The sequence below is a fragment of the Shewanella sp. GD04112 genome, assembly GCF_029835735.1.
Lineage (GTDB): Bacteria > Pseudomonadota > Gammaproteobacteria > Enterobacterales > Shewanellaceae > Shewanella.
The window spans coordinates 2,927,807-2,953,576 of record NZ_JAOEAL010000001.1 but is presented as its reverse complement, the minus strand read 5'-3'; the positions used below and the strand labels follow the sequence as shown (position 1 = coordinate 2,953,576).

Annotated in this window: 24 protein-coding genes; 19 read left to right on the top strand and 5 right to left on the bottom strand. The window is 46.9% G+C overall.

Annotation, left to right across the window (positions count from 1 at the left end):
- The first annotated feature begins 25 nt into the window (after positions 1-25).
- The 7 genes from N7386_RS13115 to N7386_RS13085 all read left to right on the top strand — a co-directional run bounded on the left by N7386_RS13115 (position 26) and on the right by N7386_RS13085 (position 5,250).
- Entirely contained in the window at positions 26-286 is a 261-nt protein-coding gene (locus N7386_RS13115) for a YkoF family thiamine/hydroxymethylpyrimidine-binding protein (RefSeq protein ID WP_011626476.1), read from the top strand.
- A 68-nt stretch (positions 287-354) separates the two neighbouring features.
- Positions 355-1,020 carry a nicotinamide riboside transporter PnuC gene (gene pnuC, locus N7386_RS13110; protein ID WP_011717418.1) on the top strand — a complete coding sequence of 222 codons (666 nt, stop codon included), beginning with the start codon at positions 355-357 and terminating at the stop codon, positions 1,018-1,020.
- 90 nt (positions 1,021-1,110) lie between these two features.
- Positions 1,111-2,415: a phosphotransferase gene (locus tag N7386_RS13105; RefSeq protein WP_126511521.1), complete on the top strand. Its 1,305-nt coding sequence runs from the start codon at positions 1,111-1,113 to the stop codon at positions 2,413-2,415.
- Between the two features lie 109 nt (positions 2,416-2,524).
- Positions 2,525-3,397, top strand: a complete 873-nt coding sequence (locus N7386_RS13100) for a DUF6279 family lipoprotein (protein ID WP_126511520.1) — start codon at positions 2,525-2,527, stop codon at positions 3,395-3,397.
- A 50-nt stretch (positions 3,398-3,447) separates the two neighbouring features.
- On the top strand, positions 3,448-4,041 hold the full coding sequence (locus N7386_RS13095) for a DoxX family protein (protein ID WP_011717415.1): 594 nt from the start codon (positions 3,448-3,450) through the stop codon (positions 4,039-4,041).
- Positions 4,042-4,169: 128 nt separating this feature from the next.
- Entirely contained in the window at positions 4,170-4,718 is a 549-nt protein-coding gene (locus tag N7386_RS13090; RefSeq protein ID WP_126511519.1) for an NAD(P)H nitroreductase, read from the top strand.
- 34 nt (positions 4,719-4,752) lie between these two features.
- Positions 4,753-5,250 (top strand): GNAT family N-acetyltransferase, encoded by a 498-nt coding sequence (locus tag N7386_RS13085; protein WP_164717868.1) that lies wholly within the window; start codon positions 4,753-4,755, stop codon positions 5,248-5,250.
- 99 nt (positions 5,251-5,349) lie between these two features.
- Here the strand turns inward: N7386_RS13085 and N7386_RS13080 are convergent, their stop codons facing one another.
- Positions 5,350-7,578, bottom strand: a complete 2,229-nt coding sequence (locus N7386_RS13080) for a M3 family metallopeptidase (RefSeq protein WP_279768944.1) — start codon at positions 7,576-7,578, stop codon at positions 5,350-5,352.
- 273 nt (positions 7,579-7,851) lie between these two features.
- Here N7386_RS13080 and N7386_RS13075 point away from each other — a divergent pair, with 273 nt between their 5' ends.
- From N7386_RS13075 to N7386_RS13060, 3 genes are all read left to right on the top strand, one after another.
- On the top strand, positions 7,852-9,453 hold the full coding sequence (locus N7386_RS13075; protein ID WP_279768942.1) for a dipeptidase: 1,602 nt from the start codon (positions 7,852-7,854) through the stop codon (positions 9,451-9,453).
- A gap of 818 nt (positions 9,454-10,271) precedes the next feature.
- Positions 10,272-10,634 carry a hypothetical protein gene (locus N7386_RS13070; RefSeq protein ID WP_279768941.1) on the top strand — a complete coding sequence of 121 codons (363 nt, stop codon included), beginning with the start codon at positions 10,272-10,274 and terminating at the stop codon, positions 10,632-10,634.
- A 138-nt stretch (positions 10,635-10,772) separates the two neighbouring features.
- Positions 10,773-11,300 (top strand): SMI1/KNR4 family protein, encoded by a 528-nt coding sequence (locus N7386_RS13060; protein WP_279768938.1) that lies wholly within the window; start codon positions 10,773-10,775, stop codon positions 11,298-11,300.
- Positions 11,301-11,941: 641 nt separating this feature from the next.
- Here N7386_RS13060 and N7386_RS13055 read toward each other — a convergent pair.
- On the bottom strand, positions 11,942-12,157 hold the full coding sequence (locus N7386_RS13055) for a hypothetical protein (protein WP_279768936.1): 216 nt from the start codon (positions 12,155-12,157) through the stop codon (positions 11,942-11,944).
- 353 nt (positions 12,158-12,510) lie between these two features.
- On the opposite strand from N7386_RS13055, the gene N7386_RS13050 reads away from it, so the two are divergent.
- The gene (locus N7386_RS13050; protein ID WP_279768934.1) at positions 12,511-14,607 is read left to right on the top strand and encodes a TonB-dependent siderophore receptor; all 2,097 of its coding nucleotides are present in this window, start codon (positions 12,511-12,513) and stop codon (positions 14,605-14,607) included.
- 260 nt (positions 14,608-14,867) lie between these two features.
- Here the strand turns inward: N7386_RS13050 and ggt are convergent, their stop codons facing one another.
- Positions 14,868-16,607, bottom strand: a complete 1,740-nt coding sequence (gene ggt / locus N7386_RS13045) for a gamma-glutamyltransferase (RefSeq protein ID WP_279771022.1) — start codon at positions 16,605-16,607, stop codon at positions 14,868-14,870.
- A gap of 108 nt (positions 16,608-16,715) precedes the next feature.
- Here ggt and N7386_RS13040 point away from each other — a divergent pair, with 108 nt between their 5' ends.
- Complete coding sequence (locus N7386_RS13040; protein ID WP_279768931.1) at positions 16,716-17,984, top strand: GNAT family N-acetyltransferase; 1,269 nt, start codon at positions 16,716-16,718, stop codon at positions 17,982-17,984.
- A 109-nt stretch (positions 17,985-18,093) separates the two neighbouring features.
- On the opposite strand, the gene N7386_RS13035 is transcribed toward N7386_RS13040, so the two are convergent.
- Complete coding sequence (locus N7386_RS13035; RefSeq protein ID WP_011626464.1) at positions 18,094-18,717, bottom strand: LysE family translocator; 624 nt, start codon at positions 18,715-18,717, stop codon at positions 18,094-18,096.
- 182 nt (positions 18,718-18,899) lie between these two features.
- Positions 18,900-19,349 carry a hypothetical protein gene (locus N7386_RS13030; protein WP_279768928.1) on the bottom strand — a complete coding sequence of 150 codons (450 nt, stop codon included), beginning with the start codon at positions 19,347-19,349 and terminating at the stop codon, positions 18,900-18,902.
- Between the two features lie 306 nt (positions 19,350-19,655).
- On the opposite strand from N7386_RS13030, the gene N7386_RS13025 reads away from it, so the two are divergent.
- The 7 genes from N7386_RS13025 (at position 19,656) to N7386_RS12995 (ending at position 25,736) form a co-directional block, all read left to right on the top strand.
- Positions 19,656-20,195 carry a YbhB/YbcL family Raf kinase inhibitor-like protein gene (locus N7386_RS13025; RefSeq protein ID WP_279768926.1) on the top strand — a complete coding sequence of 180 codons (540 nt, stop codon included), beginning with the start codon at positions 19,656-19,658 and terminating at the stop codon, positions 20,193-20,195.
- 67 nt (positions 20,196-20,262) lie between these two features.
- Complete coding sequence (locus N7386_RS13020; RefSeq protein WP_279768924.1) at positions 20,263-21,438, top strand: L-dopachrome tautomerase-related protein; 1,176 nt, start codon at positions 20,263-20,265, stop codon at positions 21,436-21,438.
- 22 nt (positions 21,439-21,460) lie between these two features.
- Positions 21,461-21,922, top strand: a complete 462-nt coding sequence (locus N7386_RS13015) for a VOC family protein (RefSeq protein WP_279768922.1) — start codon at positions 21,461-21,463, stop codon at positions 21,920-21,922.
- Complete coding sequence (locus tag N7386_RS13010) at positions 21,923-22,927, top strand: glycine betaine ABC transporter substrate-binding protein (protein ID WP_279768920.1); 1,005 nt, start codon at positions 21,923-21,925, stop codon at positions 22,925-22,927.
- Positions 22,924-23,406 carry an Atu1372/SO_1960 family protein gene (locus N7386_RS13005; protein WP_279768918.1) on the top strand — a complete coding sequence of 161 codons (483 nt, stop codon included), beginning with the start codon at positions 22,924-22,926 and terminating at the stop codon, positions 23,404-23,406. The genes N7386_RS13010 and N7386_RS13005 overlap by 4 nt, the downstream gene beginning before the upstream one ends.
- 127 nt (positions 23,407-23,533) lie before the next feature.
- On the top strand, positions 23,534-24,091 hold the full coding sequence (locus N7386_RS13000; protein ID WP_279768916.1) for a sugar O-acetyltransferase: 558 nt from the start codon (positions 23,534-23,536) through the stop codon (positions 24,089-24,091).
- A 241-nt stretch (positions 24,092-24,332) separates the two neighbouring features.
- Positions 24,333-25,736 (top strand): diguanylate cyclase, encoded by a 1,404-nt coding sequence (locus N7386_RS12995; RefSeq protein ID WP_279768914.1) that lies wholly within the window; start codon positions 24,333-24,335, stop codon positions 25,734-25,736.
- Positions 25,737-25,770 lie beyond the last annotated feature (34 nt).

The following is a 25,770-nucleotide window of genomic DNA, read 5'->3' as shown; positions in this document are numbered from 1 at the left end:
TTAGCATTTGACCTAAGGAGTGAAGATGAAACTCACCGCCGAAATTAGCATGTATCCCTTTAATGAAAATTATCTCGATCCGATCAAATGGTTTATCCATCGCTTGGATAGTTACCCCACAATTCAACGTGTTACCAATGCCATGGCGACGCAAGTGTGTGGCGACTATCAAGACGTGATGGCAATGCTCGCGACCGAGATGCAAGCCGCCCATGAAAAATGGGGCAAAGCGGTGTTTGTATGTAAGTTTATTGGTGGTGAGCTGAATTTAGCCCATAGCGAGTAACGCCCTGAGTTAACTTGAACGCTAAAGCGAAGTGGTTCAAGCAAGCGATATAGAGTGAGAGTAAGGCAATGACAGAATTATGGTTAACGCTGGTCAATAGTGTTAATGCGGCCCTAGGGGAAGTTCATGTGATGACCGCATGGGAAGCCTTAGCCGTGGTATTGGCCATGGCCTATTTGTTACTGGCCATGAAGGCAAACGTTTGGTGCTGGGCAGCGGCATTTACCAGCACGGCCATTTACACTGTCTTATTTTGGAAAGTCGCACTGCTGATGGAGTCGGTGCTGAATATCTATTACATGGCCATGGCACTCTATGGTTACTGGCTCTGGACCCAAGGCGGCGACAAACATCAAGGGGTGAAAGTGACTACTTGGCCGCTGAAAACCCATTTAAAGCTGATTGTCGCGACCGGTATTGTCTCCCTTGGTGTTGGGCATGGGATGGCAACCTTTACCCAGGCTTCCTTTCCCTACCTCGATGCGGCGACCACTTGTTTTGCAGTGATGACAACCTATTTAGTCGCCAAAAAAGTGTTGGAAAATTGGCTGTATTGGGTGGTTATCGATCTGGTATCGATTTACCTTTACCTCAGCAAGGGACTGATGCTGACCTCCTTATTATTCGTGCTCTACGTTGGCCTAGCGGTTGTCGGCTATTTCCTCTGGCGCGCCGCCCTTGCCGATAGCCGCAATCCCCATATTGAGTCGAGCGCCGCAAAACTACTCGGCTAACGGTGGCAGATATCAAGAGATGATGGCCAATTCACAAGGGCTGCGAATGCCTAATACGCTATTTAACATGATTGTTGTGGTAAGCCACTAATGCCGCCTATTGTTGATCAGGACAAAGATACGCTGCTTGCGGTATTAGCGCAGGCAGGGCTTACTGATATCAGTCAAATCCAGCCTTTAGCGCATGGATTAAGTAACCACAACTATCATATTGAAACGCCGACAGCGCATTATGTCTTGCGTGAAAACGCCGATGCCGCCGACAGCTTTTGTTCGCGGGAGCAAGAGTTGTTCTATTGGCGCCATCTTGCCAAGGCAAAGCTTGCCCCCGAGTTACTGTGGGTGAGTGGCGATCAGCGTTATTACCTCAGCCAGTTTATCTTCGCGCAATCTCTGCCAAGCCTTCCATTAGCATCTCAGTTTGCACCGCTGATGGAGGATATTGAGGGCAGGACAAATCTTCTTATCGAAAAGGCTATTTTGGCAAGTGGGACTTATACACTTGAGCAACCCGAGTTGCCACGCGAGCCAAGTATGGCATCAGGTTATCAAGAACTGAGCCTGCCAAACTTAAGCCTGCCAAACTTAAGCCTGCCAAACTTAAGCTCGAAAGCATTAAGCTGGAAAGAACTAAGCTCGAAAGAACTAAGCTGGAAAGAATTAGAGTCTCAATGCAGTGCAACGACCTTTTGCCAAGGTGAAGCGCACATTGAGGCTTGGTTGCAATCTCATGCCGATATCAAGGGTGCAGCAGACAAGCTGACTTGGTATCCCTCCGAACGGTTCGCCCTATTGGAAGCCTTAACGCCGAATCGCGCCCACAGCCTGTTACTGCAATTGCTGCAACAGCTTCGCGAGCAAGCGACTGGGCCGTACCACATCAGTATCACTGAGCAATGGCAGGAATATCACGCGCAGTTGTTAGCCTTTGCCGCAGTGGATAAGGGCGAGGCATGGCAGAGCCGATTGGCGCAATTGCTCAGCATACAAACACAGATCAATGGTTGGACGGCGACCCTAGCCGATTGTTTAGTCGAGCCGCAGTTTTGCCATCGCGACTTAAATCCCCATAATCTGCTGCTAAAAGATAACCAGTTGTATTGCATCGACTTTGAGTATGCAACCGCCTCTCATCCGCTGTGTGAACTGGCCGTTGTGCTCGCAACTCACCAATTAACGCCTGCGCAGCGGCATCTGTTAGTACGGCAGTATCTGGCAGGGCACCCTGGCTTAACCTCGGATGCCATCAAGGCGATACCCGCCGCCATCGAGATGTACTGGGTGTTTGCCGTGTATTGGGCATTATTGATGGCGGCGCACACCCAAGGTGAGCGGCAGCAGGAATACTTCGACTGGTTCGATCATTTCTGGCCACTTATCAGTCACACGTCTTAAGTATTTTGTTTCTCACTGCCTCTGTTTGGTTATGGTTGTTGTGTTAAAAAATAAACTTTCTATTAACCTCAGTGTCATAGGATGACCAAGGCTGAACGGATGCAAATTGATGAAAAAAGCAGTGTTGTTACTGGTATTACTGTTTGGCTTAACGGCCTGCTCGACCAAATTTAGTTATCATTTTCTCGACTGGGCCATAGGTTGGGAGCTGGATGACTATGTCAGCCTTGATAAAAACCAGCAAAAGGTCGTCGATGGGCTTATCGACAAGTTTGTACTTTGGCATCAATCCGAAGAACTCGGCCATTATGTGGCGCAGCTAACCGAAGTTGAGCAGCAGATCCAAACCAATACCTTAACTCCCGCATTGTGGGCCGAGCATGTCACACTCGCCAAACGGCATTGGTTTCGGCTATTTGAGTTTGCGCTGCCGGAAATGTTGCCGATCATCTCATCATTAACCGATGAACAGGTGAAGCAAATTCTTGCGCAGTCGCGAAAAGACGAGCAGGAATTGATTAAGGAATTTGCCGGTAAAACCCCCGAGCAGTTACAGCAAGAGGCCGATGAGAATCTTATTGAACAATTTGATGACTGGCTGGGTAGCATAACGGATGAGCAAAAAACGCTTATTCATCAATATAATCAGCAGCGACTGTCGACCTTAGACATGTGGCTCGATTACCGCCACGAATGGCTGCGCCAATTTGAGGTTGCCCTTGGGCAGCGCAGCGATATTCCGCTGCTGACCGAACGATTGACCCTGCTGATGACGCGCCCTGACGAGCTTAAATCGGAAAAACATCGCGCCATTTTAAGGCAAAACACCGAAGCATTCGGCGGCTTGTTACTCACGATCAATGCCAGTCTGTCGGCGAAGCAGTCCAAGCATTTTTATAAAAAGCTGAACAAACTTATTCAAGATCTTCGTGAATTAAATCAAGAGGGGATCGAAAAAGTGGCAGAAGCCACGAAAGATTAATCCTTAAGCCAAGGTCTATTGGGCAACTCCATCTAATTCTGAGATTGCCCATGTCCCTTGTTAACCTTTATCAAAAATTCCTCAATGCGAGCCGTTATGGTGAGGGGCTTGCCCCCTTAGCCCTTAGGCTCTATCTCGCGCCAGTGCTAATGCAGGCTGGCTATAATAAACTCGCACACTTTGAAGACACTGTGGCTTGGTTTGCTAATCCCGATTGGGGATTGGGTTTACCTATGCCGACGTTAATGGCTGCCTTGGCAGCGGGCACTGAGTTTTTTGGCGCGTTTTTGTTACTCGTTGGCTTAGCGACGCGGCTGATTTCTATCCCTTTGATGATAACCATGCTGGTGGCGGCGTTTACTGTGCATTGGCCTAATGGTTGGCTGGCGATTGCCGATGGCAGTTCATGGCTCGCCAATGAGCGGGTGCTTGAGGCGGGTGATAAGCTGGATAAGGCCAAATCCCTGTTGCAGGAATACGGCAATTACGATTGGTTGACCAGCTCGGGTAACTTGGTGGTGCTAAATAATGGTATTGAGTTCGCAGCGACCTACTTCATTATGTTGCTGGCACTCTTTAGCCTAGGAGGCGGGCGTTATATCAGTCTCGATTACTTTATCGCGAAGCGTTATAACGTAAAGTAATCCAAGTGACTTTGCTTGCAACATTTTCAATCCCACTTTTGCGTGGGATTTTTTGTACCTCTTTAGCCGCAATTTGCTATGCTTGAGCCAATTTACACGCACCTATTTTTCAGAACAGGGATAATCACTTGGACGCTATCGAACTTTTACTCACCCGCCAATCCACCCCAAGATTAACCGCGCCAGCGCCCAACGAGCATGAGCTTAAAATCATTTTAGATGCGGCGATTCGAGCGCCAGATCATGGCGCCTTAGCACCGTGGGAATTTATTATTGCCACAGGCCAAGGGTTAGACACCTTAGCGGATATCTATGTCAACGCGGCTAAAGCCAGCGGCGCCGATGAAGATTTTATCAATAAAGCCAAAGGGATGCCGATGCGCGCTCCTATGGTGATTACCGTTGTGGCGAAAACCCAACAACACCCCAAAGTGCCAGTACTTGAGCAGCAAATCGCAGCGGGCTGCGCCACGATGGCGATGCAGCAAGCGGCATTCGCGCTAGGATTAGGCGCAGTGTGGCGCACTGGGGATTTTGCCTTCGACGCCAACGTGAATGCGGCATTAGGCTTAGCGCCAGAGGATCAAATCGTCGGCTTTTTATATGTGGGCACCCCAGCGGTAGCCGCACCGAAAAAACCGCAAAAGGATGGCAGCCAGTACGCCCGCTACCTATAACCTAGTTTATCCCCTCTGAATGGGAGTCCTTAGTATGCAAGTTGCCCAAACCCCCAGATTGCTGCTGCGGCAGTTAACGCCCGATGATGCGTCATTTATTTTGGTATTACTCAACACCCAAGGATTTATCGACAATATCGGTGATAAGGGCGTGCGTAGTTTGCAAGATGCCAAGGACTATATCGCTAATGGACCAGCGATTAGCTATCGCGAGCATGGTTTTGGCTTGTTTGCCGTGGTGCTGGCCGAAAATGGTTTTCCGATTGGCATTTGCGGCCTGATTAAACGGCCGACGCTGGCGGACGTGGACTTAGGCTATGCCTTTTTGCCGCAGTATTGGGGTAAAGGTTATGCGTTTGAAGCCGCTAAGGCCTCACTGGAGTTTGGTAAAACCTTAGGGATTGAACGGATTGTCGCGATCGTCAGCCCGCATAATCAGGCCTCTAAGTCGCTGCTGAATAAATTGGGCATGTCGTTTGAAACCCAGTTGCAGCTTACCCCTAACGATGCGCCGGTGGAGTTGTTTAGCTAAGCAGTGGTTTTATGTGCGAGTGAGTGCGTCTACGCGCAATAAAATGGGGAGCTAAGCTCCCCATTTTTATCTCTTTTGCTTTCCCCTTAAGGGATGCGATTAATCCGCTAATAGACCACGACTACGTAGCAGCGGCTCAATGCCAGCTTCTTTACCACGGAAGTTTTTATACATCAGCATAGGGTCGTCACTGCCACCCTTAGATAAGATGTTGTTACGGAAGGCATCGGCGGTCGCTTTATCGAAAATGCCATTTTCTTTAAAGGCTTCGAAGGCATCGGCACCTAAAATATCTGACCAGAGGTAGCTGTAGTAACCAGCTGAATAACCGCCCGCAAAGATATGCGAGAAGTAAGTGCTGCGGTAACGTGGGCTGATCTCATTAATCAATCCCATGGCGGCTAAGGAGTCGGCCTCAAACTTGGCGGCATCCTTAGGCGTGGTATCGGTTAGGGTGTGCCAATCTAAATCGAGCTTAGTGGCGGCCATATATTCAACGGTCGCAAAGCCTTGGTTGAATTTGCTGGCGGCTTGGATTTTTTTCACCAGTTCCTGCGGGATCACTTCACCAGTTTTGTAGTGCTTCGCAAATTGCGCGAGCACTTCAGGCTGAGTCATCCAGTTTTCGTTGACCTGTGAAGGGAACTCTACATAGTCGCGAGGTACTGCCGTTCCGCCTTGTGAGCGATATTCGACATTGGATAACATGCCGTGCAGCGCATGGCCAAACTCATGGAACAGGGTGCTGGCTTCATCGAAGGTGAGTAACGCTGGCTCATTACCCGCTGGGCGAGGGTAGTTCAACACGTTGACAATAATGGGTTTCGAATCGACACCGTTCATATGGTATTGCTTACGGAACGAGTTCATCCAAGCGCCGCCGCGTTTGCTATCACGGGTAAAATAGTCGCCCATAAAGATGGCCATAAGTTTGCCATCTTTATCGTACACTTCCCAAGTACGTACTTCTGGGTTGTATTTAGGTAAGTCGGTACGTTCTTTAAAGGTTAAACCATAGAGGCGATTGGCCGTGTAGAACACGCCTTTTAAAGTGCTGTCGAGGGAGAAGTAAGGTCGAGTTTGCTGCTCGTTAAAGCTGTACTTCGCAACACGGATTTTGTCTGCGTAGTAATCCCAATCCCAAGCTTGCAGCTTAAACTTGCCGCCTTGGCTATCGATTAACGCCTGCATATCCGCAACTTCGGCCTTGGCTTGGGCAAGGGCTGCTGGCCAGACTTTATTGAGTAAGCCATAGACATTTTCTGGTGTCTTGGCGGTGCGTTCTTCTAACACGAAATCTGCATGGGTTTTATAGCCCATGAGCTGCGCACGTTCGGCGCGCAGTGCGGCAATTTTTGCCAGAATGACTTTGTTATCATTGGCATTATTGTTGTTACCGCGCTCGATATAACCCTTATAGAGCTTTTCGCGTAGTTCGCGATTATCGGCATAGGTTAAAAACGGCGTGATAGATGGGCGTGAGGTGGTAAATACCCATTTGCCTTCATGGCCACGCTTTTTCGCGGTTTCGGCGGCAGTGGCAATCACATCGGCGGGTAAACCAGACAGGTCAGCTTGCTTATCAATCACCAGCTCGAAGGCATTGGTTTCGGCTAACAGATTGTCACCAAAGGCTAAGTTAAGCTTGCCGATTTCTTCATTCAGGGCGCGCAGCTTGGTTTTATCCTGCTCGCTGAGGTTAGCACCGCCACGGGTGAACGACTTGTAGGTGTCTTCCAGTAATTTGGCCTGCGCCGTGTTGAGCTTTAGGCTGTCTTTGCTGTTATAGACGGCCTTAACACGTTGAAACAGCTTATCATTCAATAAGATATCGTCTTCTGCAGACGATAACATCGGCGAGACTTCCTTAGAAATCGCTTGCAGCTCCGGAGTGGTATCAGCGCCAGTTAAGTTAAAGAAGACGTTGGATACGCGGGTGACGAGATCGCCCGAAAATTCCATCGCTTCGATGGTATTGGCGAAGGTAGGCTTGTCTTTGTTATCGACAATCGCTTGAATTTCTTCGTGTTGCTGGGCGATACCCGCCTTAAATGCTGGGAGGAAATGCTCTGGCTTAATCTTATCGAAGGCCGGAATTTCCATAAACGTATCATAGGGTTTAAAGAATGGGTTGCTGGCATTTTGGCTGATGATCTGCGCCGACATCGCATTCGGTGCGACAGTCGCCTGCGCCGCAGTATCGCTGTTTTGTGCACTACAGCCACTTAAGGCGAGGGCGAGTGTGATGGCGCTAAAGGTCAGTGTGATAGCGCGTGGTTTGAGTGTTCGCGCGTTAAGGGCCGGTGATTTTAGGCTTAGTCCCTTCATGTCAATTCCCCGTTAGGTGATTATTATTCTGTCGGATTAATGGTACTGCAAACCATTAATATTATTTTAAGGTGACTGTTTAGCATGTATCAGACTAAGGGTTCCATCGATTTTGTGTTTTGTTTGTAACAAATGGTTAGTCTGCGGTTTTTAATCGAAGAACTATGGCAAACTGAGCCGCGCACCAAGGCAATATTTGGCAAGGGATAAAGCCATTGCTTTGGTGCGTTTTAATGTAAGTCCCTAATCATACAAATAATAAATAGGACCTCTATGGAATTGCCTCAGTTTAACTATACGCGCCTCTGTCGTCGTTTTTCTTATTCCCTATTAGCCGCTGCGCTGTGGACATCGACGCAAGCTGCAGCGTCGCCAACCTCGCTAAGCCAAGATGCGCTTAAGGTGGCCGATTATGCGGTGAGCACCTATGACTCGCAGATGGTTGAGAGTCTGGCGCATTTAATCAGTTTTAATACCCAAGCAGTGGAGGGGCAAACGCCCGATACCAACCCTGCATTTATTGGTTTTAAGTCGAGTTTAAAAAGCTTGAGCCAAGAACTCGGGCTCGATTATGCCGACCACGGTTATGTGGTGCTGATTGGCCTCGATGCTAATGCTGTCGATGCCCAACAATCACAGGTTGAGAAATTAGGAATCGTTACCCACGGCGATGTGCAACCCGCCAATCCCGCCCTCTGGACTAAGAGTCCCTATGTGCTGGATACCGAGTCTGAACCTGGTAAGCTGATAGGCCGCGGCACCGAAGATGATAAAGGTGCGATTGTCACCGCCATGTATGCGATGAAGGCCATCAAAGATAAACAACTCAAACGGGAAAAACGCATTGAGCTGTTGGTGTATTTAGCCGAAGAGTCCGATTGGGATCCACTAAAAGCCTTTTTAGCCCATTACACCCCTGCGCAGATGAATATCACCATAGATGCTGAGTATCCGGTCGTCACCGCCGAAAAGGGTTGGAGTAAAATTGGCTTTACTGTACCGAATATCGAGTCAACGCAGAAGCAGGGGACAGCTGCGAATGTCCCTAGCTTAACGGCATTCTCCGGCGGCTATTTTGCCAGCCAAGTGCCGCAGCAAGCCGAGGCGCAAATTCATGCCATCACCCCAAGCTTGTTTGAACAATTACAAACGAGTGCCGCCAACCAGCAGGGGATGAAGTATCGATTCGAGCGAACTTGCGAGCAGGCCGTATGCGACTTGCATATTTTTGCCGATGGTAAGGCAGCCCATTCCTCCACACCTGAAGATGGGGTGAATGCCGTGACGCATTTGGCCGCATTACTCCAGCCATACACTTGGCCTAAAACCACGGCGGCACTCACTGTCGCCGCCATGAATGAGTTAGTGGGTTTGGGGATTTATGCCGAGCAGTTTGGTGAGCTGGCCTATAAAGATGATTTTATGGGCGCCTTAACGCTGGCTCCCACAGTCGTTGCGCAAACTTTGAAGGGGACTGAAGTCACCATTAATTTACGTCGCCCTGTGGGCAAAACGCCTGAGTTACTCTCGGCGCAAGCCAAGGATGCATTGAACAAATGGCAAGCTGAGCATCAAGTGACACTCATCGACGTGGAAAGTTATTGGGGCGAACCTATGGTGATGAAGGATGCACCCCATCAGCAAACCCTACTCGATGTGTTTGCCCACTTTACTGGCATAGCATCACCCAAACCTGTGGCCATTGGCGGCTCAACCAACAGTAAGTTATTCCCCAACGCCTTAAGTTTTGGCCCCGCCATGCCTGGCGTGGAATACACCGGCCACACGGAGAAAGAATTTATTACCCATAAACAGTTTATGCTGAATCTGAAAATGTACACCGCCGCTTTTATTGAGTTAACCGCTGTAAAATAGTGCGTTTTCAATTGTGATTAATTAAAGCTATGGGTGAAATACTTCGGAGAGTGGAGGAGGTTTACTTAGCACGTTTATAAGTCAATGGCGGTTAATCTGAGATTACCGCCATTGCTCTTTTATCGTTAACACAAGAGAACAACAGTTCATCTGGCTAAAATTTTGCCCCCAAATCTAGATAAGTTTGTCGTCAGGTGTGCAGGATGAATTGTCATTGTTTCCCCTGTGACACGCCACCCTTTTATTTCACAAGAAGCATCCCTGAGGGCTCGACGGCGGCATCTGCAGCACACGGAAGTGTAAATGCCGCGATCACATGGATGTGAAAGAGCGGCCATGCCGCCAACGGTCACAGTTGCAACAATGACAATCTTTACGACCATTGAATAGTTTATCCGGCTAAAAAGCTCATGCCCCATTCCGTATTTCGGCTCGTTAGCTCAACCGAAAATTCCCACTCCTGCTGCCATACATTTTCTTATCTATTACCAATGTTTAGCATTACCAGAAATCAACTAACAATGTATGGGTATACAGTCATATTTAAATCTAGGTATTTGGGTATGATTTTAAGACAAGAACAGTGCACACTAATTCCATCCGCAATAAGTAAAACTCTATAAAATCAATTAACTATAGTGGCTGATTTTAAGTTAATCGGTTTGGAAAACGCGCATGCGCGTTTTTCCAGATAGTGTATTTGTCTGAAAGCTGATAAGTTCTTTACATACAGATAGTTAACCGTGCGCGTTTTCACTTATCCAACGAAGTAAACGCGCATGCGTACGAATAAAATGTTATGTGACAGGTGAAGATTAATGGGACGTAGATATTTAAGTTTAAGTGAAGCAGATTCAGTGCTAAATCGCGGTAAAAGTGTTGTGGTGTTTCTCGGAGGTTTTTTGCACGACGGAGAAAAGTGTATTAGGTGGGTTTCTTTTTCTCTGGATAATGGAGTTGTCACCGGGAAACTATGGGCAGCATTTGACCAAGGTGATCAAGACTATTTGGATATTTGGACGTTCGAGAGCGTTTTTGGTGAATATGATGAACCTGTGAAAGAAGTATGGTCACCGAATTTGACTTCTGCTTGTGTTAAATTAGGAATCGAATCATCCAAGTTTGTAAATGAGTCAACAGTTCAAGATGAGTACGGTGATTATCTGAAAAGTGTCACATAACAAACTGCGCAATAGGGATTCGCAACGCGTGGCATTTTTACTATGCGTTGGTTTTAGTGATTAAGGTGGTATGCTGCGGCTTTGGTATTGCGTTGCTCACCCCTTAGCAGGGCGTTGTGTGGGGTAAGGAGTGGAAAGGTGATTGAGTACGACAAGATATTCAGCTGGATGGATAAAGAGAAACCAGCGAAAGAGGTAGACATCGAATGTCTTAAGTTTAAGACTCTACTGCCTATGACCCAAAGTGAAATAGATGAAACAAATCATTCACATTGGGATCATATAAAAGATAGTAGGCAAGAGTTCGATTCCTCAAAATGGGAGATTCCCAAAGGCACTTTTCCTAATAGCTTCGTTAACTTTTTGCGTTGGTCCAACGGTGGGTATTTTGAAAACGGAGAAAGAAACTTTAGCCCATTTTTCTCACCAGCAGAAATTAGGCAAATGCTTCTTGCCTACGAATTCCCAGAGTATATGCGAGGAGCTGTACCATTTGCATTTGATGGTGGCGGAGTTTTTTATATTTTTGACATGCGCAAAGAACCCGCAGACGGTGAGTATAATATTTATATGGCGGGATCAGGAGCCCTCTTTTGGGAAGATGCAGTTTTTGTCGCTGAGACATTTAATGAATTAATAAATGGAAATACTGCTCCTTATGAGTAACTTTAGGTCAGTGTCAATGAGTGGAAGGTGCGCATAAAAATGCGTGTAAAGGAATAAAATGGTAGTTCGTCAAAACGTTACAATGAAGAAGGAATCCCGGCTTGTTCATCGTATACATTGTGGTGAATGTAATTGGGAACAATTTATCACTTCGCAGACGAGTGCAGAGCTTAAATGTTGTTCTTGGTGTGACTGGGAAGATTTAGATATTAGTAAAGTATCTATACAAGGTGGATTTCAGGAAATTAGCTGTGAGATTCATGGTGATTTCACGGTCATTTTACGAAGCCCTGACATAGATCCTCTAGATTTCATGTCGGATCTATTTTGCCCATTTTGCAAGTAACACATAACAAGGCGACGCAACCGACCTCTGGTAGCTGAGCGCTGCGTTATCTCCATAGACGTTTTAATCCAAAACTCAAAAATTAGTGATTGGGAATCTATCATGCTTTGTCCCAAAATGAGTAAGTATCTTCTTTAAAATCGACATCCGAAATGACAGTTGAAACCAACACAATTCCAACTGTCTCTCGAAGAGTTCTTCTGGCGAAACAACTGATTGCGACTAGATGGTCGCAATGAATTAAGTGTTGGAATAAATTCAGGTCGGTTAACCGCATTTTAGCTAGCGCAGACTATTATCCTTGGGGAAGGCTTGGGGCTGTAATGTCTGCCTTTAGTACTAAGACAATCAAGAAAATAACGCCCAATAACGGGAATAATCCCAGTACTGCGCCTAGCATCCCTGTGAGCTTAGGGGTTGTCGTTTTTTTGCGCCCGAGTGAATAACTCAACATACCGAAAAACATCATGCTAGCTAAGAGCAATAGCAAAATCAGCGATACAATTGACACAATAAATTCCTTTTTAATTCATATGTTAGAGATTGATAATAAAGAGCGAGTTAAGGCTGAGTCAATCTTATTTATCATGATTGAGTGCTTTGGCGGTGGGTAATTGGCCAGTTTTACCACTTACTTAGTGAATCCTAAAGACCCATAAAACAGACGATATCGAATAAAATCTAGATGGCGATGCTACCTAGTGATGCAACATGGGCCTAAATTGAGGACTCGCCTGCGGCATGTGATGCCCCCAACATTTTTACAAATTTTGAGTGTAAATGTAATGAGAATTGTTATCATTTTTGTGTATTGATAATTATTTTCAATTAAAATGCATCTCTCAAAAACAATGATGGGGAATCATGATGCAAAAAACGCTGTTAGCGTCACTCATTGCGAGTTTTTTATTCGTACCAGGCACCTATGCCAGTGAAGACAAGTCCGCGACCAATATTGAGGTCATTAGTATCAAGGGGAGTCGATTAGACAAGGCCGCAACGGCAACAGGTTTACCCTTAACTCTTAGGGAAACTCCGCAATCAGTCACTATTATCGATCAAGAGTTTATTCAGAGTTTTTCACTTGATAGTGTTGCCGATTTAATGTTTTTAACCCCAGGGGTTTATGCTCAAAAAGCTGAAACTAATCGCTATTTCTTTAGTTCCCGTGGTAATCCCATTACTAATTTTCAGTTTGATGGCGTGCCCGTTAACTATTCGAGTTTCTTTAATGACGCTTCAACCGACACCATATTATTTGATCGCGTAGAGGTTGTTCGTGGTGCAACCGGACTGTTAACGGGGGCGGGTGAACCATCGGCGGCCATTAACCTTATCCGTAAACGGCCTAAAGCTTCACCTGGTGGTTATGTCAGCGCCAAAGTCGGTTCGTGGGATAGCTACCGTGTTGAAGGCGATGCCTCTGTTGATGTGACAGATAGTGGTACTGTGCAGGCTCGTTTTGCTGCTGCCTATGAAAAATCAGATAGTTACATTGATCTTGCCGAAGATGAAAACCTCCAAATTTATGGTGTTATAACGGCAAGACTCAGCGACAATACCTTATTTACCCTAGGTGCCGATTACAGTGATCGTGACCCTAAAGGCTCAACTTGGGGTGGTATCCCGCTATTTTATGCCGATGGCAGCTTAGCCAATGACCTACCTCGCTCGACCACAACGGCTGCCTCTTGGTCGAGTTGGCAACGGAATGGTGCGAATGTCTTTGCCACGCTTGAACATGATTTTGATAATAATTGGGACCTTAAATTTGACGTTGAACATCGTGAAGATGAGATGGACGGCCACTTGCTGTATCTCTATGGTGCGCCGGATAAAACGACTGGCTTAGGTATGAAATCATCGGCGATGATCTACCAATCGACCCGTAAACAAGATGCCGCACGACTCTTTGCCTCAGGGCCATTTGAGCTCTTTGGCCGTGAGCATAAATTGACTGCGGGTTTATTGTATTCTAAGCAAGATACGACTGCAGATTCCTATTATCCATTGAATAGTTTAAGTATTGGTAACTTCTTCGAATGGGATGGCTCAATTGCCGAACCTAATTATCCATCGACGCCAATTTATCAGAAAGGGGAGGAAACTCAAAAAGGGGCCTATCTCGCGACCCAAATTAATTTACATGATCAATGGATGTTGTTACTGGGTGGCCGTATTAGCCAATATAAATTTGAATCAAACGCGGCTGATGACTACAACAATAGCGATGTTTTTACACCTTATGCTGGCCTTATATACAACCTGAACGATAGCATCTCGATTTACACCAGTTATACCGAAATTTTCCAACCACAGGATGCAAAAGACGCGAACAATAAGCGCTTAGATCCGATGACGGGGAACAATATTGAATTGGGGGCGAAAGGGGATTTCTTCGATGAGAAACTGACTGCCAGTGTTGCCGTTTTTAAAGTGCAAAAAGAAAATGTGGCAGAACGTGACCCAAATTATCCCACGCCTTTACCCGATGGTAGCTACCCAATGCGTGGAGTGGACGGAACCAGTAACCAAGGTTATGAAGTTGAGCTAAACGGTAAACCAACAGAAAATTGGGATCTGTTTTTCAGCTATACCTACAGCAAATCAGAAGATCAGGATGGAGCGGCTTTTAGCACTCACTTACCTAAAGATTTGGTGCGTTTATCCTCACTTTATCACTTTGATGGTGCACTCGCGGATTTAACCGTTGGCGGTAACTTAAGCTGGCAGAGTAAAATTTACAAAGATAAAGCGGGTCCTAATGGCGAGCGCTCAGAGCAAGACAGCTATTATCTAGTCAACCTGATGACAAGCTATCAATTGACGGATGATGCTAAAGTTCAGCTAAATATTAATAACTTATTTGATAAAAAATATTACTCCAGCATTGATTTTTACAATCAAGGTTTCTTCGGTGAACCTCGAAAGATTGAGTTAAACCTAAGTTACAACTTTTAAATACTCTTCCTTGCAAGCTAGAGCCGTTAATGCCGTGTCTATTAAGACACGGCATTAACATCACTCAGTGATAGGAGATAAGTGAATGGAACGCCCAACATTGCTAAAAATACTAACCAGCTTTTGTTGTTCATTAGACTCTTGCTGAGAGAGTCGTTATCCGCGGCTTTGCTTGAATGCTCTATATCGAGCAGTTTGGCAATCAGCCTTATCACTCCTATCCATACCTTTTTACATAATGCTTATATGCCAATCAGCGATTAGTAACCGACGGCTTCGCTACCCGAATGACGGGGATCGGTGGCGCCAAAAATCCCTTGCTCTGTCACCATAATGGATTGGGTGCTGCCCATGGCCGATTGCACTTTCACCTTATGCCCTTTGGCTTCGAGTAACGAAATGGTATCGCGGTTCAGGCTGGTTTCGACCCTAAGCTCATCGGGTAGCCATTGGTGGTGTACCCGCGCGGCATTGCTGGCTTCGGCAATGTTTAAGCCGTGGTCAATCACATTCATAATGATTTGCAGCGTGGTGGTAATGATGCGTGAACCGCCTGGGCTGCCCGTCACTAAGAAAGGTTTGCCATCTTTCATCACTATGGTGGGGCTCATTGAACTCAACGGGCGTTTATTACCTTCCACCGCGTTGGCATCGCCACCCACTAAGCCATAACCGTTAGGGGTGCCAGGTTTAGCGGAGAAATCATCCATTTCGTTATTGAGTAAAATGCCCGTGCCTTTGGCAACTAAACCCGAGCCGTAGCTGAAGTTTAAGGTGTAAGTGTTAGACACCGCATTGCCCCATTTATCAACCACTGAGAAGTGGGTGGTTTGGTCACTCTCATAGGGCGCTAGATTACCGGGTTTGATTTCGGTACTAGGCGTGGTTTTGTTTAGCGCAATTTGGCTGGCAATCTTTTGAGCGTAGTCTTTATTGGTTAACTGCTTGACGGGCACCTTATAAAAATCGGGATCGCCTAAATACTCGCTGCGATCGGCGTAGGCATGCTTCATGGTTTCGGCCATGACATGAATGGTTTGCGCCGTATTGTGGCCGAATTGATCGATTGGGAACTGCTGCAGCACATTGAGCATTTCGATAATGTGCACGCCACCTGAGGATGGCGGTGGCATAGAAACCACCTCATATCCACGGTATTGACCGCGAACGGGTTCACGCTCGACGGCTTTGTAGTGTTGTAAGTCCGCTAAGGTCATGATGCCGCCAGCGTCTTGCACGGCCTTAACCAGTTTCTCTGCGGTTTCACCTTCGTAGAACCCTTTGGTGCCTTTCTCTGCGATAAGTTGCAGGGAGTGGGCAAGTTCTGGCTGCTTTAAAATATCATCCACTTGGTAGTCGCTGCCGTCGGCCTTATAGAAGATGGCTGCCGTGCTGGGCCATTGGCTCATGCGGCGTTTTAAGCCTGCGAGGGATACCGCCAGATCTGGGGTCACACTAATCCCTTCCTGCGCCATTTTGATGGCGGGCGCCGTGACTTGTGCCATGGTCATAGTGCCATATTTTTCAAGGGCTAAACTCATGCCCATCACAGTGCCGGGCACGCCAACTGCAAGGCCATGTTCACGGCTTAATTTAGTCACCGCATCGCCATTCTCATCGAGGAAAATATCTTTTTTCGCCTTTGACGGCGCCATTTCACGGTAATCGATGGCGATAGTTTTGTTTTCTTTGGCCAGATGGACGAGCATAAAGCCGCCGCCGCCAATATTGCCTGCGCGGGGTAAGGTCACGGCTAAACTGAATGCGACCGCCACAGCTGCATCGACGGCATTACCGCCTTGCTTCAAAATTTCGATGCCTGTGCGACTGGCCAGGGTTTCTTGGCTGGCGACCATGCCATGCTTTGCCCATACGGGTTGTGCCGTGGCCATTTGGCTGAAAATCGAAGGCTCTTCAGCATGGAGAGTGGGCGAAGACAACAAAGGCAGTGCCATGGCGATGGCGAGAATAAGAGGTTTAAAAGGTCCTGCGCGGCGCATATTCAATCCTGAATTTATTTTCATTTTGGCTATGCAATGTGCCGAGAATTAGGCTTAATTGCAACCTTGGATCTTGCTTAGTGTGTTTAACGGATAAGAATTCGCCTAATGAGACAACTCATTTTTGCCTTTGCCAGCGCGGCACAGAGTATTGACGCTAATAGCTGGGATAGCTTGATGGGGAAGGACAATCCCTTCTGCCAGCATGCCTATTATCTCAGCTTAGAGCAGAGTTTGTCAGCCTGTGTAGCTACGGGCTGGCGACCAAATCATTTATGTGTGTTCGACGCAACAGGCAGTGAATTAGCACAAGAATTAGCGCCAGATGCCGTGATTGTGAGCCAAAAAGATGCCGCAGATTTTATCGATTTACCCCTGCTGGCATTGATGCCGCTCTATCAAAAATCCCACTCCTACGGCGAGTATGTGTTTGATTGGGCATGGGCGCAGGCCTATGAGCGTCATGGTCTTGAATATTATCCTAAATTGTTAAATGCCATCCCGTTTACACCGGTGCAGGGGCGGCGGCTGGGGCTATCGCCTTCGCTTTCGGCAGAGGAGGTCAAGCAGCTAAGTCGCGCCGTATTTACGTGCTTAAATGAGCAATTAGCGAACGCGGATGTGCCTATTTCTTCTTGGCATTGCTTATTTGTCTCGTCTTCGCAGCAAACACTATTTGCAGAGGCATCTAATCCCACCGCGCTTCGGCGTTTAAGCACTCAGTTCCATTGGCATAATCGCGGCTATGCGGATTTTGACGCCTTTTTAGCGGCGCTCACCTCCCGTAAGCGCAAGAATATTCTTAAGGAGCGCGCCCAGCTCCAGCCCTATGGTTTGCAATATGAATTTGTCGCGGGAGCGGATATTAGCCGTCAGCAATGGCAGCATTTTATTGAATGTTATCAATTAACCTACCTTAAACGCTCCGGCCATAGGGGGTATTTAACTCCGACGTTTTTTAACATGATTGCCGAGCGATTGGCCGAGCAGATTGTCTTGCTCGTGGTGAGTGATGCGAAAGGGCTGATGATCGCAGGTGCGCTGTATTTTTCGGGCCGCAACGAGCAGGGGCAGACATGCCTGTTTGGTCGTTACTGGGGCAGTATTGTTGAGCTTGAGGGATTGCACTTTGAGGCCTGTTATTATCAGGGCATTGAATACTGCATCGCACATGGGATTGATATCTTTGATGCCGGCGCGCAGGGGGAGCATAAAGTGCTGCGCGGCTTCGAGCCTGTGGCTCTTTATTCCTACCACAACATTGCCCATCCCGATTTTAAGCGGGCGATCGCACATTTTACCGAGGAGGAAGCCGCGCAAATCGAGGTGTATATACAGCAGATGCGTGAGGTGTTGCCCTATAAAAAGGGCCAATAGTCACAACAAAAGTAAAGCGTCGCGTCAACAAATGCGTTGGCGCGACGCGAACGGGTCTACATAAAAGAGCGATTTGCTAAGTACATATCACTCAAGAGTGAATATTTGATTAGCTCACCGCTAACCAAATGCCAACGCCAATCATTAGGCTACCGGCAATTCGATTTAACCAACGAATATTATCGCCGCGACTTAAAAATATCCTCAGACTCTTACCGCCACTGGCGTAGGCCAACATAGAAGTAAATTCTGTCACCATGATAATGCTAAGGAGGGCAAGGAGCTGCGGTGCGACTTCGCGCTCGGCATTAATAAATGGCGGCAGGAGCGATACCATAAACGCCCAGCCCTTAGGGTTCGCTATGGCGGTAATAAAACCCTGTGAAATCAGCGTGAAGTTACTGGCTCTTGGGTTAGTGTCATCATCGCTGAGCATGGCCATTTTGCCGCGGGCGCGCCACATCTGCACACCGATATACCCTAAGTAGATGCCGCCAACCCATTTAAATACCTGAAAGACTTCAGGATAGTTAAGCATGATGCTGGCCACACCCATAACCGCTGCGGTGGCGACCAAGGCCACACCCACAAGCTCGCCGAGCATCATCCACAGGGTACGGCGCACACCTATGCTCATTCCAAGCGTCATGGCGAGTGTCATACACATACCGGGGGTGATAGAAACAAAGAAGAAAGTCGGGATAAACACAGCGAGTAAGGCAAAATCTGGCATGGTCTAAAACGGTCTAATAGAAGAGTTAAGGAACGCTAGTGTAATGAAAATGACAGAGTTAGCCAATGCGTCAGTGGTGAAGTCTCTCCCAGAATGCGTTATAGCATTAGGCTTTGGTGCTAAAACCCATTGAACGAGGGAGATAGCATCATCAACATATGCAGGCGCCGATTAAAGACTTATTAGCACAATAAGGGAATTATATCAGGCTCGCATTCGGTATCGATTAAATAAACACATTCCTGACCAATAATATAATAACTGTATAAAGCTTGATAAATATGCTCGCCTAATTGTCCATAACAGTGCAGTCTGGCATTTTTTACCGACTTCCATATTGGCCAAGGTAAATTAAAGTAATCGTACTCTTTGATAGTGTGATTTAATTCTTGTTCTAAAGAAAATGGTGTGTTGTTAACATCGAGTTGATGACAATGGGTTTGATAACTGGACTCATCAATGACTTGTAGTCCTACGATAGTTGGAAAGTAAATCTCCATTACCAGAGGGTGAGTATCTTGCCCATGCCAACTTAGAGTTAATGATAAGTTATTGAGTTGGCAATTAATCAGTGGATAGGGGCTTAGGTTACGCTTAAGGGGGAACCATGGATGGTAACTGGCTGACTCCATTGATATATCCTCCATTTTATCTGTTGTATCCTGATATTGTGATTTTTCATGGCTATTAATGAATGTATTTATTGATGATTATTTAATTTCCTTCAATGTATTTTATGAATCAATAATACGGTAAGTTTTTTACTTTTATTGAATCACCATAATCTAATTGCGAGGTAAAAACATGCGGTAATTATCTAATAATTTTTGAAACTCCTATCAATGAAATCTGGCTTATCAAAAACAGGCTGATGGTTATGCTTACTCACTGTGACTTTTAATTAAAGCGTATACGTTTTAAAGAAAGTGAGTAAACCAATGAAAAAACGATTTCCATCGGCCTATATTGGTCATTTTCTAGGTCATTGTGCATTAATGACGACAGGTTTGTTGCTGAATATTCCAAGTGCCAATGCTGTCATGCCTGATGCTGTGCCCCTATTTAGTTTACAGAGCAATCTCGCACCGAGAGCGCCCATACCCGCTGAATATTATTGGAATCAATTTGGCTGCTCTGGCGCCAATCTTGCCCCCACTTTAACTTGGGAACACGCTCCTAAGGGCACTCAAAGTTTTGCGATGACTTTTTATGATAAAGATGCCCCTACAGGGAGTGGTTTTTGGCATCGTGTGGTCTATAACATTCCATCGCAAATCAATAAATTGGTAGGAGGCATTGATGGCGGTGAATTACCTACAGGCGCCATTGAGGCGAATACGGATTTAGGTCACCCCGGATTTTTTGGACCTTGCCCGCCCAAAGGTCGTGAACATAGATATGTGTGGACTGTTCATGCTTTAGATGTGGCCAAGTTACCGATAGACGCCAATGCCACTCCAGCCCTAGTTGGATTTTAACTTTGGCAGCATCGGCTTGGTGAAGCCAGCTTGACCTTCTTAGCGGGTTCGAAGGAGGGATAAGCCAATGAATCTACATACATTACGTTCAAGTCATAAGAAGTTGGCGACCAGTCTGTTATTAATGAGCCAAATGTTGATGGCTCCACAGGCGATGGCTCAGTCGAGTGAACAGGTGATCGCACAAGTTCAGCCTGAGATTTTTGCCAGTCTTGACGGCGCTGTTGGCGGCATTAGTTTTACCTCAACCGATAGGCTTATCTTTAGTTACCATCCTTTCTATCAACCTAATATCAAGGTGGGGGAACTGTTGGCTAACGGTAAGGTCACTCCCTTTCCGAACTCAGATTGGCAGCAATGTCATGATCCCCAAGGTAAACCCAAAGATCCCGATACCTGCTTGAATTGGGTTTTAGGGCTGCGCACCGACAATCAGGATAAAGTCTGGCTACTCGATTCCGGCCAAGCTGAGCCTCGAATCGAACCTAAGCTGGTGGCATGGGATACCCTTAAAAATCAGTTAGATCGGATTATTCATCTGCCTTTTCCCGTATCGCTCCCTGAGTCGCAGCACAATGACTTTGTGATTTCATCTCGCCATCAAGCCATCATTATCGCCGACGAAGGCATTGCGACGGGTCCTATCGGTGATAAGGCCGCCTTAGTTGTGGTAGATCTCACCACGGGTAAGAGTCGACGGGTATTGCAGGGGGATAACAGTGTGATGCCCGATTTGCAGCGGCCACTCATTATCGATAACCATAGCGCCCAACCTAAACGTATTGATGTCTATGTCGGTGCCGATGGTATTGCCCTAGATAGTGCAGAGCATTGGCTTTACTTTGCGCCAATGAACAAGGACAAAGTTTACCGCGTGGCAATGGAGGATTTACTCAATCCGGTTTTAAGCCCTCAAGCTTTATCAGCCAAGGTGAAAGCCTATGCCGACAAGCCCAACAACGGCGGCCTCAGTATTGATACGGCTAATAATCTTTACCTCACCGAAGTGGGCGAGCGCGCTATTGGCATCATCCCCGCGAACACGCGCCAGTATCAAACCTATGCATATGACAAACGTATGGTTTGGCCAGATGGCGTGAGCTTTGGCAAAGACGGCTACCTATATTCAGGCGCCGCCCAATTACCACTATCCGCCGCGTTAAATCATGGTAAAGCCGAAAACCTGCCGCCGTATTACATTTTTCGCTTTAAGCCCTTAGCCGCTGGCGTGCTAGGCAATTAACACTCACTAGGGAGAAAGTCATATGAACATCGTTGGATTAGATCACTTTACGATCCGTACCCCAAAATTGGCGGAAACTGCTGCGTTTTTTCAAGATGTATTGGGGTTAAAACAGGGTTGGCGGCCTAGGTTTGGTTTTCCTGGGTATTGGCTCTATGTGGCAGAGAAACCTGTGCTGCATTTAGTGGAAGTCGGCAGCCGGGCCTTGGATGCCTATTTAGGGGAAAGTGCCGCCCAGTTTGGCTCTGGTCGTGTTGATCATTTGTCGTTTCGTGGGACGGATTTAGCGCAAATGCAGCAACATCTATGTCGACAAAAGTGTGAGTTTAGGGAGCGGATCGTCCCGGAAATTGGTGAACATCAATTATTTATTGAAGATCCTAACGGCATCACAGTGGAGATGATTTTCCCCTATGCGAGGGATAACGCTGTGGTGGGCGTCGCGATGGAAAGACTCGCGATTCAGCCTGAGGATGAAGTCTAAATGGCTCAAATCGACCCTAAGCGCAGGCAACTGTTACAGACGCGAAGTTTGGCAGGCGTTACCTCATCCAATCTAGTTTCCCTTGGAGCGATAGCGATGAATTTACCGAATATGAAACAAGTTAATCAGGCTGAGCATGGCCAAACTGCGCATGTGTTGAAATCAGCGCAGCGCATCCAGTTAGGAGTTACAGACTTAAGTTTTCATCGAGTCACGGCGGCTGTGGTTGCCCACGTGATGCGACTGATGGGCAAAGAGGTTGAAATAAGCTATGCGCTGCACGAGGCAAATTTTAGTCGGCTCAAGCTTGGGCAGATAGATATGCTGTGTTCGGCTTGGTTGCCCCATAGCCATGGGGTATATCAGCAGCAGGTTGAGACCCAAATCGCGACGCGAGCCTTAGGGCTGCATTACGAGCCCTATGCACTCTGGGGCGTACCAGATTATGTGCCCGAGGATGCGGTTTCTCGCATCGAAGATCTGCTTAAACCTGAGGTAAAACAACGGATACAGCTGATAATTCAAGGCATTGGTGAAGGGGCGGGTATTACCCGTTTCTCTAAAAATATCATGCGAGAATACCAATTAACCGCAGCGGGCTACCAGTTTAGAACGGGTACTCAAGCTGATTGTGTCACGGCATTTGAGTCGGCTGTGTCGGTAAACGAGTGGGTCGTCGTGCCACTCTGGCATCCACAATTTTTACATCACCAATATGCAATTCGTGAGCTTAAGGATGTTAAGGGATTACTTGGAGGTAAAGACAGAGCTGTGTTGCTTGCAAGGGAAGACAGGCTAACGGAGCACTTTACCCCTGAACAAATTGCCGTGTTGGATAAGATTACACTGTCTAATCAAATTGTGGCCGAGTTGGATTATGGCGTGAACCGCTTAGGATTAAGCGAAGATCAAGTAGCGTCTCACTTTTTAACCAATAATCCTGCGATGTTGGCAACGTGGTTAGCCCCGCTGCTGACACAGATGATGCAGGAGGTTGCGTTATGAATCAGTACTATCAACCCACGCCTGAGGTGAGGCTTGCAGAGGCGGGAATTATTTTGCCCGAAGTCGCCAATGCCTTGGGCAATTATGAACCCTATGTAATTGTTGGCTCGCAACTAATGACATCAGGGCAGTTCCCATACTTAAACGGTGTGCTGATGTATAAAGGACAACTTGGGCGCGACTATACCTTGCTTGAAGGCTATGCCGCCTGTCGGCTTGCGGCGCTCAATGCCATTGCTCTGCTTAAACAGGCGTGTGGTGAATTGTCGCGGATCAAGCAAATTTATCGCTTGGAGGGGGTATTAAGTGTCCACGAATCCTGTGTTGAACATCCCCAAGCATTAGATGGTGCTTCTGATTTGTTACTGCAAGTGTTTGGCGAGACTGGCCGACATAGCCGGATGATTTGGACTAATCCTGTGATGCCCTTAAACAGCTTATGTTTGGTGTATTTATTTGCCGAGTTACACCCAGACTAAGTTTGTTCAGGCGGCGCTTTGGGTCGCCATTGCACAAATCTTCCCCACAGTTGTTATGTCACTTGTGTTTTTGCCAGTCGATTGTTAGGGTTGCGTCATTATAACAAGTAGCAAATGTTGAAGTTAGATGACAGAAAAGCAAAAAATGTTGGCGGGTCAACCCTATAAAGCTTCGGATGAAACCTTATTAGCCGAAAGAATGCAGGCTAAATTAATGTGTCATCGGTTTAATCATGCGGATCCTACTCAGCTTGAGGCGCGCATGGCGTATTTGCGGGAATTGCTGGTCATCCCGAATTGTGGCCATATCGAACCTAACTTCTTTTGTGATTACGGTTATAACATTCAAATCGGTAAGCAATTTTACGCTAACCATAACTTAACCATACTCGATGTTTGCCAAGTGGTCATTGGCGACCATGTGATGTTTGGTCCCAATGTGTTGCTCTCTACCGCGACCCATCCCATCGAGCCTAGCGCACGCCTCACCACTGAATATGGTAAGTCTATTCATATTGGTCACCATGTGTGGCTCGGCGGTAATGTCTGCGTGTTACCCGGCGTGACTATTGGCGATAACTGCGTGATTGGCGCGGGGAGTGTGGTCAATAAAGATATTCCCGCTAACAGTGTCGCAGTTGGTAATCCCTGCAAAGTCATAAAACAAATCCACGACACGGTTTAATTGCAACTTTCGCGGTAAATCGAGCGTGCTAAATCATGCACGATAAAACCTCTAGTCAGTTTTATATTACACTTGGCTTACGTTATTGCGCGTTGTCACGCCTTTGGGTATCGAATCCTTGATGGTTAATTGATGCCAAGATAACGACAATTTTTTGAACAGAACTTTTTACTTGAATAGTCGTTTTATCTAAGTAATTCAGCGGTTAATAGCTTTAGCACTTTGCAGGGTTGATGACGGATTGAAGACATTGTTTACGCCATTTTTTCCACTACGACAGAGCAATACCGCGCTGTTATTGGCGGGTATCCTCTACTGGATTACGGGCGCTTTGGGACAAACATTATTTAGTTTACAGCCCGCGAATATCACTTTGATTTGGCTGCCATCGGGCGTGGCATTAGTCATGCTGTTGATGTGGGGACGTAAGGCATTAGCGCTAATCTTCCTTGGTAGTTTTATGCTGAATATCCAAGGGATGGTGCAGGAAACATCGCTGATGCTCTCGATAGCCCATACGGCGATGGCGGCCCTCATTGATATGCTCGCACCTGCTATGTCTATGTATTTGCTGCGACGTTTTTTGCCTCTGGGCACCCGCAGTGCGAACGACTTGATGAAATTTGTGATCGTGGCGGGCATAGTGCCTATTTTAGGTTCGAGTGCCTTACTATCGGGCAACTTAGTGCTGGGCGGCTATATTCAACCGAGTGAGTTTTGGAGTATGGGGCAAATGTTCTTTTTTGCCGATATTCTTGGGATAGTGTTGGTGTATCAGCTTTATGCGGGTTGGGTAGAACCTAATGCCCTGAAAATTGACCATAAACGGCATATTTTATTGCCACTGATTGGTTTGCCATTATTTTGCCTGATAGGCGTAAGATTCGATTTAGGCTGGTTGTTTTACGTTATCCCACCGCTGTTGGTCGTGCTCTCCTTTGAGGTGACCCGTTTTTACCTCGCGCTATTTAGTAGTGCCTCTATGTTGTTTATGATTTTAGCGACGGCACAGGGTTATGGCCCGTTTATTAATCCCACGCCGTTTCAAACCAATGCGGAGATGATGGCCTTTGTGTTGTCATCGGCATTGACGATATTTGGCGTGTCATTACAGCGGGCACAGCTGCGTCGAACCGAGAGAGATAAGCAGACTGCGGTGCAAGAGGCGCTTTACGATCCGCTCTCTGGTTTGTTAAACCGCCGCGGCTTTATGCCACAGCTGGTGAATCTGGATACATCAACGACGTCTTATTCGGTCGCTATGTTGGATCTCGATAACTTTAAGATGATTAACGACACCTATGGCCACAGCGTGGGCGATAGGGTCATCCAGCTGTTAGCGCAGCTGATACACAATCACAGCCGCAGCCACGATATTGCTGCGCGCCTAGGCGGTGAAGAGTTCGCCCTTGTGCTTAGGGATATTGATGCAGCGCAGGTGCAGCCTGTACTTGAGCGTATTAGAAGATCCTTTGCTGAGATGTCGATAGCGGCCGAGGAACACACAATTTACTGCACTGTGAGCATTGGCTGGGTGGAGTATCAGCATGGGATCGCTGGCGAGTCGTTGCTGCATTTGGCGGACAAGGCCTTGTATCAAGCCAAGGCAAAGGGCAAAAACACGATTGTAAAGTATCAAGCTTAAGCGCAATGCCAAGAGGTTTTGTTCGGATTGGTGA

Bases quoted from the DNA above. Each gene is read 5' to 3' on its own strand.
- N7386_RS13040 (WP_279768931.1), top strand. From the start codon at position 16,716: ATGAGACAACTCATTTTTGCCTTTGCCAGCGCGGCACAGAGTATTGAC.
- N7386_RS13115 (WP_011626476.1), top strand. From the start codon at position 26: ATGAAACTCACCGCCGAAATTAGCATGTATCCCTTTAATGAAAATTAT.
- N7386_RS13075 (WP_279768942.1), top strand. From the start codon at position 7,852: ATGGAATTGCCTCAGTTTAACTATACGCGCCTCTGTCGTCGTTTTTCT.
- N7386_RS13095 (WP_011717415.1), top strand. From the start codon at position 3,448: ATGTCCCTTGTTAACCTTTATCAAAAATTCCTCAATGCGAGCCGTTAT.
- N7386_RS13070 (WP_279768941.1), top strand. From the start codon at position 10,272: ATGGGACGTAGATATTTAAGTTTAAGTGAAGCAGATTCAGTGCTAAAT.
- N7386_RS13100 (WP_126511520.1), top strand. From the start codon at position 2,525: ATGAAAAAAGCAGTGTTGTTACTGGTATTACTGTTTGGCTTAACGGCC.
- ggt (WP_279771022.1), bottom strand. From the start codon at position 16,607: ATGCGCCGCGCAGGACCTTTTAAACCTCTTATTCTCGCCATCGCCATG.
- N7386_RS13025 (WP_279768926.1), top strand. From the start codon at position 19,656: ATGAAAAAACGATTTCCATCGGCCTATATTGGTCATTTTCTAGGTCAT.
- N7386_RS13035 (WP_011626464.1), bottom strand. From the start codon at position 18,717: ATGCCAGATTTTGCCTTACTCGCTGTGTTTATCCCGACTTTCTTCTTT.
- N7386_RS13050 (WP_279768934.1), top strand. From the start codon at position 12,511: ATGATGCAAAAAACGCTGTTAGCGTCACTCATTGCGAGTTTTTTATTC.
- pnuC (WP_011717418.1), top strand. From the start codon at position 355: ATGACAGAATTATGGTTAACGCTGGTCAATAGTGTTAATGCGGCCCTA.
- N7386_RS13105 (WP_126511521.1), top strand. From the start codon at position 1,111: ATGCCGCCTATTGTTGATCAGGACAAAGATACGCTGCTTGCGGTATTA.
- N7386_RS13030 (WP_279768928.1), bottom strand. From the start codon at position 19,349: ATGGAGTCAGCCAGTTACCATCCATGGTTCCCCCTTAAGCGTAACCTA.
- N7386_RS13005 (WP_279768918.1), top strand. From the start codon at position 22,924: ATGAATCAGTACTATCAACCCACGCCTGAGGTGAGGCTTGCAGAGGCG.
- N7386_RS13085 (WP_164717868.1), top strand. From the start codon at position 4,753: ATGCAAGTTGCCCAAACCCCCAGATTGCTGCTGCGGCAGTTAACGCCC.
- N7386_RS13010 (WP_279768920.1), top strand. From the start codon at position 21,923: ATGGCTCAAATCGACCCTAAGCGCAGGCAACTGTTACAGACGCGAAGT.
- N7386_RS13000 (WP_279768916.1), top strand. From the start codon at position 23,534: ATGACAGAAAAGCAAAAAATGTTGGCGGGTCAACCCTATAAAGCTTCG.
- N7386_RS13080 (WP_279768944.1), bottom strand. From the start codon at position 7,578: ATGAAGGGACTAAGCCTAAAATCACCGGCCCTTAACGCGCGAACACTC.
- N7386_RS13020 (WP_279768924.1), top strand. From the start codon at position 20,263: ATGAATCTACATACATTACGTTCAAGTCATAAGAAGTTGGCGACCAGT.
- N7386_RS13015 (WP_279768922.1), top strand. From the start codon at position 21,461: ATGAACATCGTTGGATTAGATCACTTTACGATCCGTACCCCAAAATTG.